General features: G+C 40.4%; 11 protein-coding genes. 4 read left to right on the top strand and 7 right to left on the bottom strand.

The features are described 5' to 3' along the window. Positions 1-181 precede the first annotated feature (181 nt). The 4 genes from G622_RS0112615 (at position 182) to G622_RS0112600 (ending at position 4,450) form a co-directional block, all read left to right on the top strand. Positions 182-1,336: an iron-siderophore ABC transporter substrate-binding protein gene (locus tag G622_RS0112615; protein WP_026511013.1), complete on the top strand. Its 1,155-nt coding sequence runs from the start codon at positions 182-184 to the stop codon at positions 1,334-1,336. A 107-nt stretch (positions 1,337-1,443) separates the two neighbouring features. Next, the gene (locus G622_RS0112610) at positions 1,444-2,442 is read left to right on the top strand and encodes a FecCD family ABC transporter permease (protein ID WP_026511012.1); all 999 of its coding nucleotides are present in this window, start codon (positions 1,444-1,446) and stop codon (positions 2,440-2,442) included. After that, positions 2,439-3,455: a FecCD family ABC transporter permease gene (locus tag G622_RS0112605; RefSeq protein WP_026511011.1), complete on the top strand. Its 1,017-nt coding sequence runs from the start codon at positions 2,439-2,441 to the stop codon at positions 3,453-3,455. The genes G622_RS0112610 and G622_RS0112605 overlap by 4 nt, the downstream gene beginning before the upstream one ends. A gap of 185 nt (positions 3,456-3,640) precedes the next feature. After that, a complete protein-coding gene (locus G622_RS0112600) occupies positions 3,641-4,450 on the top strand; it encodes an ABC transporter ATP-binding protein (RefSeq protein WP_026511010.1) in 810 nt (269 codons plus the stop codon). A 71-nt stretch (positions 4,451-4,521) separates the two neighbouring features. On the opposite strand, the gene G622_RS22850 is transcribed toward G622_RS0112600, so the two are convergent. The 7 genes from G622_RS22850 to G622_RS22840 form a co-directional block, all read right to left on the bottom strand. Continuing rightward, the gene (locus tag G622_RS22850; RefSeq protein ID WP_049945841.1) at positions 4,522-5,196 is read right to left on the bottom strand and encodes a 2Fe-2S iron-sulfur cluster-binding protein; all 675 of its coding nucleotides are present in this window, start codon (positions 5,194-5,196) and stop codon (positions 4,522-4,524) included. Further along, positions 5,186-6,820 carry an FAD-binding protein gene (locus G622_RS22845; RefSeq protein WP_049945840.1) on the bottom strand — a complete coding sequence of 545 codons (1,635 nt, stop codon included), beginning with the start codon at positions 6,818-6,820 and terminating at the stop codon, positions 5,186-5,188. Before G622_RS22845 ends, G622_RS22850 begins: the two co-directional genes overlap by 11 nt. A 120-nt stretch (positions 6,821-6,940) precedes the next feature. Further along, on the bottom strand, positions 6,941-7,504 hold the full coding sequence (locus tag G622_RS0112585; protein ID WP_026511009.1) for a hypothetical protein: 564 nt from the start codon (positions 7,502-7,504) through the stop codon (positions 6,941-6,943). Between the two features lie 113 nt (positions 7,505-7,617). Next, positions 7,618-8,238 (bottom strand): methylated-DNA--[protein]-cysteine S-methyltransferase, encoded by a 621-nt coding sequence (locus tag G622_RS0112580; protein ID WP_026511008.1) that lies wholly within the window; start codon positions 8,236-8,238, stop codon positions 7,618-7,620. 158 nt (positions 8,239-8,396) lie between these two features. Next, a complete protein-coding gene (locus G622_RS0112575; RefSeq protein ID WP_026511007.1) occupies positions 8,397-9,338 on the bottom strand; it encodes a DUF1848 domain-containing protein in 942 nt (313 codons plus the stop codon). A 49-nt stretch (positions 9,339-9,387) separates the two neighbouring features. Continuing rightward, on the bottom strand, positions 9,388-10,266 hold the full coding sequence (locus tag G622_RS0112570; RefSeq protein WP_026511006.1) for an SPL family radical SAM protein: 879 nt from the start codon (positions 10,264-10,266) through the stop codon (positions 9,388-9,390). A gap of 34 nt (positions 10,267-10,300) precedes the next feature. Next, positions 10,301-12,460, bottom strand: coding sequence for a DEAD/DEAH box helicase (locus tag G622_RS22840; RefSeq protein WP_049945839.1), 2,160 nt, complete (start codon positions 12,458-12,460; stop codon positions 10,301-10,303). Between the last annotated feature and the right edge of the window lie 2 nt (positions 12,461-12,462).

The following is a 12,462-nucleotide window of genomic DNA, read 5'->3' as shown; positions in this document are numbered from 1 at the left end:
TTTTCCTTGTTCTATTGCTAAACACAATAGGATTGAAATGATCTGACCTCTCTTATGCTACTCTCCATATTTTCTTAATAAATTATTATCTTTTGCGAAATTAATTGACACACGTCTTAATGTTGTGCTATGCTAACTTTTCGTTAGACATAACTAACGTAAAACAACTGGAGGATACGCAATGAAGAAAAATTTACTATCTATTATTACAGCAATTACAGTAGTAGGTTCAGTACTTGCAGGATGCGGAAGCACCGGAAGTTCTGATAATGAAGCTGCTGTTAAAAATGAAGCTGCTGCAGAGACAGCAGAAGCAGAAAATAATGACACGAATAATGAAGAAGCAGATTCCATTTCTGAAGACAGCAGTACTGCAGAGACAGAATCTGAAGAAGCTGCCTCTGACTCTGACGAAGCATCGCAGTTCCCTATTACAATAAAGCACGCTTTTGGTGAAACTGTTATTGAATCAGAGCCCACCCGCATCGTAACACTCTCCTGGGGTAATCAGGACCCTATCCTTGCCCTTGGTGTTGTTCCTGTAGGTGTCTCTGCTGCCAACTTTGGACTTATGACTGAAAACAAGCTTCATCCCTGGACAGATGATGCTTTCAAGGCTTTAGGTGAGACTGCTCCTAACGTATTCAATGATGAGACAGGTTGGGATTATGAAGCTATAGCTGCTTCTGAGCCGGATGTAATCATCGCATCATACTCAGGATTCACAGAAGAAGAATATAACCTTTTATCAGAGATAGCTCCTGTGGTTCCTTATCTTGAAACTGCATGGAAAACAAACTGGCGCGAGCAGACAATTACCAACGCTACTGCAATCGGTAAAAAAGCTGAAGGCGAAGCTTTAGTTGCAGAAGCTGATGCCCAGATTAAGGAAAAGCTTGCAGAATATCCCTCATTAGAAGGAAAAACAGCCGGATATTTCTGGATTTCTCAGGATGATATGAGCACTTTTTATGCATATCTTCCCAGCGATCCCAGAGCATCATTCCTCAATGATTTAGGTTTTGCAACACCTCAGAGCATTTTGAATCTTGCAACAAGCACTGATGATTTCTCAGTTACAATATCACGTGAAAATACTGAACTCTTAAATGATGTTGATATCCTGGTTGCATATGGTGATCAGGGACTACTTGAAGCAATGCAGGCAGATCCTCTTATGAGCCAGATCCCTGCAGTAAAGAATGGCGCTGTGGTACTTATAGATTCAACAAGTTCACTTGCAGCATCTGCAAACCCGTCAATTCTTTCAATACCTTATGCATTGGATGATTATCTGGTACTTCTCGATGAAGCTGCAAGCAAGATAACTGAGTGATAATTAAGCAATTTGTTCAAATAAAGGGTGGAGTTTGCTATGCTGCACCCAATAAACTAATAAATAATAAGAAAGTGCTTTAATTCATAATGCACTAATCGGAATAGATGAATACTAAGAAAATCGGAACAATTTATATTTTAGGAATAATACTCATATTTATATCAATGGCGTTGTCGATAACCTACGGAACAAAATCCGTAGGTTTATCTGACGTTATCGATGCAGTTTTAAGCAGGAATACTGAGTCATTCAATGTAAATGTTGTTCAGGCAAGAATACCACGAACAATCTTTGGAGTCATTGCCGGAGCTTCTCTTGCAATCTCAGGTGTTTTGATGCAGACAATTACCAGAAATCCCATCGCTGATCCCAGTATCCTTGGAGTAAATACAGGAGCTTCACTTTTTATTGTAATCGGTATAGCTTTTTTCAATATTCAGTCAAAGCTCTCTTACATGGGACTTTCATTTGCAGGTGCCATGATAACAGCTCTCATTGTCTATAAACTGGCTTCATCAGGTTACAGCGGTCCGACACCAATTAAGCTTGCTATTGCCGGATCTGCAGCAAGTATCGCCCTGTCTTCTATTATTAGTATTGTACTTATGCCTGATTCAAGTGTTATGACAACCTACAGATTCTGGCAGATAGGCAGCATCGGAGGGACAGGTTTTGACGATATCCTGCTGATACTTCCGATTTTTCTGATATCGGTGATCGTCAGTCTTTTATCCTCTGACAACCTTAATATCCTGCTTCTTGCAGAAGAATCAGCAGTTTCTCTGGGACTTAATATAAACCGCGTAAGACTAATGGCAGCTCTCTGCGGAGTTCTTCTGTGCGCATCAACCACTGCGCTTGCAGGTCCCATAGCTTTTGTAGGACTTATGGTGCCACATTTTATAAGAATGGTAGTTGGAAGCGATCACAAGCACCTTATTACCTGCAGCGGACTGTATGGAAGCTGTGTGCTCATATTATCTGATGTAGCAGGCAGAATTCTGGGCCGTCCGGGAGAGCTTGAATCCGGAATAATAACTGCCCTGCTTGGCGCACCTGTTTTCATATTCATTATTCGAAAGGCGAGGATACAGAGCCTATGAATACATACTCGAAATCACTTTCCGGAGTAAAAAGAAGGAAAAGCAAATATATTCTTACAGCATTGATACTGCTTACCATAGTCATTGCGCTTTGCATTATAAATCTTTGTATTGGTGAAAAGAATTATTCCTTTTTGCAGGTACTCAAAACCATAACCGGAGTCAGTAAAGAGGGAACTTACATAATTGCAAAATTAAGGTTTCCGAGAATGCTCACCGCCGTTCTTTGCGGAATTGCCTTTGGAGTTGCGGGAAACATTTTTCAGACATTACTGAATAATCCGCTGGCAAGTCCTGATATTATCGGCGTAAGCCAGGGTTCAACCGTGGCAGCTGTATATTGCATTTTGTTTCTTAATCTAAACAGAAACATCGTGTCTGTAATATCAGTTGTAGCTGGTATCCTTGTGGCAGTGCTCATCTATCGCATCTCATATTTAGATAAGTTTTCCTCAGGAAGGCTTATTCTTGTGGGAATTGGATTTCAGGCATTTTTTACAGCGCTTATAAACTGGATGGTTATGAAAGCTGCTGAATACGATGTCCCAACAGCCATGAGATGGATGAACGGAAACCTGAACGGAATCGTGACTGACTCTCTTCCGCTTCTGGCATTGGTGGTAATTATCTGCCTTGGAACAATAATCGCCTTAAATCATGCCATGCAGTCACTGGTGCTTGGAGAACAGTTTGCAATAATTCTGGGCGTCAGAGTTAATTTTGTCAGAACTCTTTTGATGGTGTGCTCCGTAATCCTGATAGCTTTTTCCACTGCAATATCAGGTCCAATCTCTTCTATAGCATTTTTATCAGGACCAATTGCAGGAAAAATCTGCGGCAGAAGTCATTCAAACATAGTTACCTCAGGTCTCATAGGAGCAATACTTGTTCTTGGCGGAGACTTTATCGGACAGAACCTTTTATTTACGAGATATCCTGTCGGCGTAATTACGGGAATCCTGGGTGCTCCATACTTAATTTATTTACTCATCTCACAGCGAAAGCTCCAATAAATGGACCGGGGTGTTAATAAACCTCACTAAGGATTTATCCTTTCGAACGATAGCAAGGAAAAAACCAAACGAAAATCAGTCTTTAACGAGTCATAAGGAATCCACCGCAAGCGATATCCCCTTATGACCACAATCACCAAACACGCCTTCATCTTACGATGAAGCCTATATGAAAGGGAAATATCATGAAGAAAAATACACTTAAGGCAAATAATATTAGCGTTGGATATGGAAATGGAAATATTCTGGACTCTGTAAATATCGCTATTCCTGAAAACAAGATCAGTGTAATTCTTGGTTCTAACGGAAGCGGTAAATCAACACTCCTTAAAACCTTCTGCAGACTTTTGCAGCCTGGCGAAGGCTCCATTACACTAAATGACACTTCCCTTAAATGTATGAGATCAAAGGATATTGCAAAGACCATTGGTCTTCTGCCTCAGACTCTTACTGCCCCTGAGGGAATCAAGGTTGCAGAGCTTGTTTCAAGGGGCCGTTTCCCTCACAGAAAATTCATGGGTTCCCTATCCCGCGAGGATTATAAAGCAATTGACAGTGCAATGTGTGCGATGAATATTACAGATCTTGCAGACAGAAGCATAGATGAATTATCCGGTGGACAAAGACAGAGAGTTTTCATAGCTCTTGCCCTTGCACAGAATACGGATATTCTTTTTCTTGACGAGCCAACAACCTATCTTGATATTGCATATCAGGTTGAAATCCTGGATCTTTTAAAGGAGCTTAACAGAGTAAGAAAAACCACTATTGTAATGGTTTTACACGATATCAATCTATCATCAAAATATGCGGATCATATTTTTGCTATGAAAGACGGTCATCTTCTCACAGAAGGAACACCTGAAGAAATCATAACTGAGGCAACAATAAGAGACATTTATGGTATAAACAGTGTTGTGATAAAAGACCCCCTTTCAGGAAGTCCGTTCATTATTCCGGTGAGTTCACATGATACCATGAGTGTTGCATCATAAAAGGCGCCTTACTTCAATAATAAAAAATTCGGCGCCTCAAAACTAACAGGATTAATGGGATAAAGCCCTGATTATACCCTGTTAAGTTTTGACATAGAAGCCAGAGATGAAATATGAACAGGACATACTTCCATGCACGAAAGTGCTTTTGAGCATGCATTCCCGAAATGTTTAGCGTAGCTGACATGAATATCTTTTGCTTTATTGGTGTTCCTTTCGTGAACCAGGTAACAATCGTTGGCATAAACTGCACCGAAAAATGATTTTCCTACAGTGTAGTTTGGACAGACTTCCAGACACAGACCACATTTTAAGCACTTTGCTGCTGTGTATTGAAGATCATGATCTTCATCAGCTTTTGGATTGTACTCACCTATATATATGTCAGTGATTTTCAGGTTTTCATGTATAATACTCCTGTCTACTATAAGGTCATGAATCACGGGGAACTTTCTAAGCGGGCGAAGTGTAACGGTTTCTCCTTTCAGATTTTTCAAAAACGTCTCACAAGCAAGAGCAGGCACCTCATTTATCACCATGGCACAGGCACCGCATACTCCCTGAAGGCATGAACAATCCCAGCCTATGCGGTCCGTTTTCAGCCCCTGGTCATTTAATATATCATCACCAAAATTGAGCTGGTCCAGCATTCCTGCCACAGATATTTCTTTTGTCCCATTATATTCAAAACACTCCCAATAAGGATTTGTTTCGGGTGTTTTCTGACGTAAGATTTTAATTTTCATAAACATGCTCCATATCCAGCGATACTTTGTAATTGCCGTTTTCATAGGAAATAAGTGTCGCTGTCTCATATTCCTTCTGGCTCTGCGGATAATCAGTTCTGTAATGAGCACCCCGACTTTCTTTTCGTGCCTGAGCACAGGTAAGCGCCGCCTTGCCCAAAGTCAAAATCCCTTTCAGACTATAGTTCGCATATGCCGAAACGCTGGGATCATAATTAATCCGGTCAACTACCGACAGTAAATAGCTGACATCCTCTATTCCCTGCTTAAGAGATTCTTCAGAGCGGACAATACTCATGTGCTCTCGCATGGTATCTGCCAGCATATCTCTGATATGCATTGCAGCAAAAGAACTATAGCTGTTAAGGCGTTTCTTCAAATTCTTCTGCTCTGTACTAATAAACCCTGTAAAATCAGGATGCTTCTCTGATAAGTTTTTTCCATATATACTATCTGCTGCCACCATCCCGCTATAGCAGGCAGCAAGCAGAGAATTACCCCCGAGGCGATTAGCCCCGTGATACATGGAGGCACACTCACCTATACCATAGAGATTTTTGAAACTACTCTCATGATCTTTGTGCACTGCAAGACCGCCCATAAAGAAATGTACGGAAGGCGCTACAGGTATTGGCATTTTGCTTATATCAATTCCTCTGTATTTTTCGCAGAGATCACGCACCTCGGGAATTTTGGAATCTATAAGCTTCTTATCCATGAATGAAATATCAAGGAAAACATCTTTTCCGGTCGATATTATTTCTCTTGAAATAACATCTCTTGTCATAAGATTTCCGCGGGGGCCAAATTTGTCCTCCATAAAATATACTTTTTTCTCGCCATCAAAATAAAAAAGTCTTCCTCCCTCTCCCCTGACTGCCTCTGAAACAAGCATTCTCTTTTGCGGAGTTTCAAGTGTTGTAGGATGGTATTGAATGAACTCGAGATTTTTAAGAACAGCGCCTTGCATAAAAAGTTTTCCGACAGCATACCCGTCACATCTGCCTGAGCCTGTTGTTTTTCCGTAAAGACAGTTCTGCCCGCCGGTTGCCATCACAAGTGCATCAGCGTAAACCGGTATGAGAGTCCTGCTCTTTTCATCATACAAAATCGCACCGTAACAGATTCCATCTTCAATAAGAGCTGAATAAAAATGCTGCCTCTGAACACGCGTAATCAGTCCCTGTCCCTCAAATCTTCGACATTCCATGGTAAGCGCAGAAACAATCTGTTTTCCCGTGGATGAACCGCAGTAATATGTTCGCTTGTGGGACTGACCTCCAAAAGCCCTGAACGCCGGTCTTCCCTTTTCATTAATCGTAAAAACAGTGCCAATTTTTTCCAGATATTGAATGATTTCTTCTGCATGAGAGCACAAGCCATAAACAGAATTTCTGCCGGCGATATATGCTCCGCCCTTTAGTGTGTCTTCAACATGGCAATCTATGGCATCTCCGTCTTCATGATCTTCTGTGACAGCATTTATCCCACCTGCTGCCATTACGGATTGTGACTGCTCGGAGGGTCCGGGCGCAACGAGTCTTACATGCAAACCATGCTCAGCACAGCGTATTGCACACATCATTCCGGATATTCCGTTTCCTATTATCAATATCTCCCTCATGTATAGGTCCTCGTTTTAACAATAACTTCGATAGCCATCATTTTTGATCAAATTGTGCAATGTATGTTTTTATATGCAATGAAGAAAATCCAAGTTGATGCGTCGGCATCATCAATTTCTTCATTTAAGCACAAACATAATAAGCTGTCCTCTTACAACAGCCACTGATACCGCCAGAAAAACTGCGCCATATATGCACCACACTACCCTGTCGAGAGTTGCAAGCTTTTTCTCATCGCTAATAAGTCCCAGAGTAATGCATCCTTTTGAAAATGAAAGCGCGGTATGCAGGTTGACTATGGCAAAGAAAAGTATCTGACTTACAAATATCACCGCAAACATAAACCAATTGCCTTTCTCAGCGCTACCTGAGAGTAGACCATAAGTTTTCAGATGAATAAAAAGTAATGGAAAAATTAGTGCCGCTGATACGCGTTGAATTATTGTTTTAAGATTATGTTTCCTGTAGAGATCAAGTCTTGTCCCATCTCCCATAAGAAAAACTGTACACATACCACAGACAGCATGTGCACATACCAGAACCATAAACGGCATGGCCGTAAGTAGCTTCAAACCGGGATTATAGTAGAAGGTAATATATGAAAATAAATTGTACCCCATATGTATCAGTAAAGCTATTGCTGACAAAAGACCGAGAACTGCATTTGTTTTTTTCAGTTTCAAATTCGCCACCTCATATAATATGTACTGGCACGATAACTTCGTAATCCTGCCATATCGCTCGGAATGATTCCGACCTCTCATTGCTTTACAAATAAAAAACTTTTCATGTGCAATTATAGCATTCCATACTTCGATAAATCTACTTTTCCATTCTCAACTTCTATTCCGTCTTCTTTAAGAAGTCTTTCCTGAACTCCTTCACCAAATGCGAAATTGCCTGAAAGTTTCCCCTCGGAGTTAACCACCCGAAAGCATGGAATGTTGTAAGGATCAGGATTTTTATGAAGAGCATTACCTACAGCTCTGGACATTTTGGCATTACCGGCCATAGCTGCCACCTGACCATATGTTGCAACTTTACCCTTGGGAATTTTTTTAACAGCCTCATAAATTCTCTTGGTCGGTGAATCAGTAACGAGATCATAGCTCAAAGCGATCATCTTTTTTATCTCATCATCCGGAATCGTTCCATCAAGGATAACGGTGTTCCAATGCTCTTTATTCTGATGATAAGCGGGAATAACTGATGCGTAAGCCTTTCTCCACAAATCTCTGAAATCCGGATCAACCTTTACATTCAGATTGATATAACCGTCCTTTTCATAGGTCCATAAAAATGCTTTTTTACTACCATTTACCCTGACAAGCTGCCAGTTTTGCTCTCTAAACGGCGCTTCCTTATATGTATCAGGGAAAGATAATCCGTATTCCAATGCTTCCTGTCTGGTTTTCATCTGTATAAATGCCCCCATTAAATTTTGTATAAATGCTCCCGTTTACGCAGCGGAAACTCGTGCCCGGAGCCTATTATAAAACTTTCATTTTTGACTTCTTGAACGATAAGAAGAAAAAAAAGCATTCGAAAAAAAAAGATTTCTGAATGCTTTTGCCCTCAGGAAGTTATAAAATCAAATATGCTCATCTGTCTGTTTATCCAGCTTTTCTGTGGCACATCATGAATAATATCATCTGATCTGTAATTCCCAATAAGAAAAGGGGATTTTGGATCATGATTCTTGTTATTTATGGCTACCTGATTTATATCGTTATTTGCGTAACAATATCTGCAAAGATGTTTGCATGTATCATAAGCTCCAATATCTGCAGATAGATAACAGGCACATTCTTTTCTTGATGGCTTTGTCTTTGGAGCATTCAGTTTTTGTCCAATCGCTCTTTCGTAATCCGCAATTGTCATACAACCAGCGCAGTCTGCACCATATTTTTCCAGAAAAGTCCCCTCTCCGCAGGGCTTTACTACCATTCCGTGAGCCGCTGCAATTCGAATCATTTGCTCCCCAAGATAGAGTTTATCCTCCCTGGATACAGCTTTTGCCTCAGGAAAATTCCTTTTTACTTTTTCATAAAGATCTATAAAACTAATGACTACAATTTTCGTGTAGCCATCGAGTTCAGCAGCCATTTTTTCAAAAGCGTCCAGATGAAACTCAGTCGTATACCTGTCATTTATCAAAATAGGATCATAGCGCCAGCCTATTGCATTTATACCGACCTTTTTGGACAGATATTTAAAACTCTCCATTACATGCATCTTGTCAGGAACTTGCGGCTCTATGTCTTTATCGTAGGGCGTAATCGTAACATACCAAAACTGTCCATAATCCCTTATAAGATCCAGATATGGAAAAAACGGCTCGGGATTTTTACTGCAAAACCCGATAATATCAACCACTTCAGGATTGATCACATATCTGCTTACCTGCTGAGGATTATAGGGATTTCTTACACATACGTATCCCTCTTTTATCCTGTTAGCAAGCCACTCTGGATAAAAGGCAGGAATATCTGTCCGCTGTCCGGTATTTAAAATCAATAAATTTCCTCCATTTTATCTTTTGTTTTAAAAAATATCTTCTTAATCTTCAAAGACTAAATATGCTCATCTGCTCATATTTTTCCGGCAATTCGTGCATAAACTCAAAGCATTCCTCCGGACTTGATAGAATCCCATTTGCCTTGCATATCTTCATAAATATATTTCGCAACTCTTTTGCGCGAGGGCTCGGAATATCATATGCATTTCCAAATTGTCTGATATACCTTTCCTTCATTCCCGGGAAATGTTTATCAAGCGCAGCATAATAATATTCCCTGTCGCCATCTCGCAGCGTTAATCCCATTCCAAAATCAATTATCCCCCTCACTCCTACACGTACACACTCATTAAGAATTGATGTTATATTTTCCTCTGTATCATTTATGAAAGGAAGAATTGGCGTCATCCATACAACCGTGGGAATCCCTCTTTTCTGCATCTCTTTCAGCACTTCTATTCTACGCTTAGTATTGCAGACATTCGGTTCAAGTATCTGACACAAGTCATCATCATATGTCGTAAGTGTAATTTGCACAACACATTTCGCTGCACGATTTATCTCATCTAAAAGATCTATGTCTTGAAGAATACGGTCCGATTTAGTTTGGATGGCAACTCCAAATTCATATTTCCGTATGATTTCAAGGCACTTTCTTGTAAGTCGCAAGTTCTCTTCACAATGCATATAAGGATCTGACATAGACCCTGTTCCAATCATGCACTTTTTTCTCTTGGATTTTAGTGCCATCTCTAGAAGCTCAGGCGCATTCGGCTTTACTTCTATATCTTCAAATGGATGAGTAAACTGGTAGCATTTACTTCTACTATCACAATATATGCAACCGTGGGAACATCCTCTGTAAATATTCATGCCGTAATGTCCACCGCTTCCTGTCAGTATTCCTTTAGCTTCCACAAAGTGCATAACCGCTTTCCCCTTTGCCCCATCCTTTCGTTCCTCAAAGCGCCATCGGTAAATACTTTTGTCTTTCTTTTTCTATTGCCTTAGTAATCCATTCCTTGTCCATGATATTATCATATGCACCTGCAACTACGGATTCGTCAGCATAGTTGTCAAACTCTACCTGTTTTTCCTCAAGAATCAGCATCATATCATCATCAATAGTATCAGGGCATAATAGCTTGTAGACCAGCACATTTCTGACTTGCCCCATTCTATATACTCTTGAAAGTGCCTGGCTTTCAAGAGATGGTTTGATCTGAGGTTCACAGAACACTACTATGCTGGCTGCCTGGATATTAAGCCCAACACCACCGGCTATTATCTGACTCACAAGAACACTTCCACCCGGAGCATCTGATAGCTTGTCCACCAAAAGCTGCCTTGTACACATCTTAGTGTCTCCGCTGATCACGCCTATGCATTGATCTCCCAGAAGAGCGCTGACTTTAGATATTGTCTCTCTAAAAAACGAGTATATGATAACCTTTCTTCCTTCACTCTCCGCCAGCTCAAGAAGTTCCATCAGTCTCATACATTTAGATGATGTAGCCATGTCATCCTGAAGAAACGATACTCTTCGCATATCAGAAAAGTTTCCATTAAGAATTGCATCACGGTAATTATTTCTATCAATATCTGTAAGACTACACCACTCCAGCTCCTGATCAATCTCAGGAAGCTCTTTTAGAACCTGCTTCCTCGTTCTTCTGATATAAACAGGAGCAAGACTTTCTTTAAACTGAGGCAAATGGCTGATATTCGCCAGATTCCTTACCTCTTTTGTCATATCCGGCCTGACGAAATCAATCAGGTTGCACATTTCATCAACCCGATTTTCCAGAGGAGTTCCTGTCATCAAAAGGATTCTCTCAGACTCATTTTCAAGCCTTCTGATATACATAGTTCTTTTAGCATCAGGATTCTTCATGTAATGAGCTTCATCGATCACCAGCATCGCCAAAGACATATGATTGTCTATACGATCTACGATCTTACCCATTGATTCATAGTTGGTTATAGCCGCACCACCATTTACCTGCCATCTGTCAAAAGAATCTTCAATTGTCTGACCATGTAAGATAAAAGTTTCTAAGATACTGAACTTTCTGATTTCTCTGTCCCAATTAATCAGTACACTTGCAGGGCATACAATAAGATAATGGCAATTTTCATTTTCCGTAATCTGTATATGGGACATTGCAGCAATGGCCTGGATTGTCTTTCCAAGTCCCATCTCATCACCAAGAAGAACTTTCTTCTGGCATAAGATGTATTTTGCTCCAAAAACCTGATATGCCCTTAGATTTCCTCTAAATCCATCAAGATTTAGCTCAGTCTCATTTATCTTTTCCGCCAGCTGAGCCGGAATGCTGTCATAAACAAAGGGCTTATTTCCTACAGCATTGCCAAGGTTCTCCAAAATTGCATAGAAATCAGCGCTATTCCTTTTAAATAATTCCAATGCCTCAGCCTGCGGGGTGTTAGATGCACCCTGATACTGATCAGCAATATGAATCATTCTTTCAAAAAAAGCGCTGCTGCAAAATTCGTATATGTTTTCAGCCATGTCCACAGTATTCTGCTTAGACGCAGTTGAAGAAAAGAACCAGCGAAAACTGTTTCTGATTATTCCACTACCTTTAATTTTCTGAGCATAGGCATCAAGATTCGGTACGCCTTCGTAGGCATCTCTCCTAATTTTTTCACTATTGATATAATTGGCAAGCTCTGTAATAAGCTCTGAATTATCAGCAGTATTTTCCGAAACAGCGTCAGCATCAAGTCTTATCGTAACTTTAGATGCAATACTATTAGCAAATTCGGTAATAACACCTCTGATTGCCTCTGTCTGTTTTTCTCCTATACCGTTAACAGCCTGTATCTCAAAATCAGTTGCCCCGGCTATCTGGCCGAGGTTATTATAACCAGCCTCCATAAGAGCCTGAACACGGATCCCGGCTTTTGCATTCTTAAGTTCATCCACGGAAACATTAAAAAGCTCCTTCTTAGCCTGTGCTCCTGCAATCCTGTTACAAAGCTGTTTAATATTATTTTCCTGACGAGCCCGGTCACCATATATTTTCTTAATGGCAATATTAAGATCATCAACCGCTTTTATTAACTTTTTTAAATCTCTGAAATTTGGTTTATTCATTC

The sequence above is a fragment of the Butyrivibrio sp. LC3010 genome, from assembly GCF_000424385.1.
Lineage (GTDB): Bacteria > Bacillota > Clostridia > Lachnospirales > Lachnospiraceae > Butyrivibrio.
Note: the sequence above shows the minus strand (reverse complement) of the source record. Positions and strands in the feature narration are given on the sequence as shown.

Bases quoted from the DNA above. Each gene is read 5' to 3' on its own strand.
- G622_RS22845 (WP_049945840.1), bottom strand. From the start codon at position 6,820: ATGAGGGAGATATTGATAATAGGAAACGGAATATCCGGAATGATGTGT.
- G622_RS0112615 (WP_026511013.1), top strand. From the start codon at position 182: ATGAAGAAAAATTTACTATCTATTATTACAGCAATTACAGTAGTAGGT.
- G622_RS0112610 (WP_026511012.1), top strand. From the start codon at position 1,444: ATGAATACTAAGAAAATCGGAACAATTTATATTTTAGGAATAATACTC.
- G622_RS22850 (WP_049945841.1), bottom strand. From the start codon at position 5,196: ATGAAAATTAAAATCTTACGTCAGAAAACACCCGAAACAAATCCTTAT.
- G622_RS0112605 (WP_026511011.1), top strand. From the start codon at position 2,439: ATGAATACATACTCGAAATCACTTTCCGGAGTAAAAAGAAGGAAAAGC.
- G622_RS22840 (WP_049945839.1), bottom strand. From the start codon at position 12,460: ATGAATAAACCAAATTTCAGAGATTTAAAAAAGTTAATAAAAGCGGTT.
- G622_RS0112580 (WP_026511008.1), bottom strand. From the start codon at position 8,238: ATGAAAACCAGACAGGAAGCATTGGAATACGGATTATCTTTCCCTGAT.
- G622_RS0112570 (WP_026511006.1), bottom strand. From the start codon at position 10,266: ATGCACTTTGTGGAAGCTAAAGGAATACTGACAGGAAGCGGTGGACAT.
- G622_RS0112600 (WP_026511010.1), top strand. From the start codon at position 3,641: ATGAAGAAAAATACACTTAAGGCAAATAATATTAGCGTTGGATATGGA.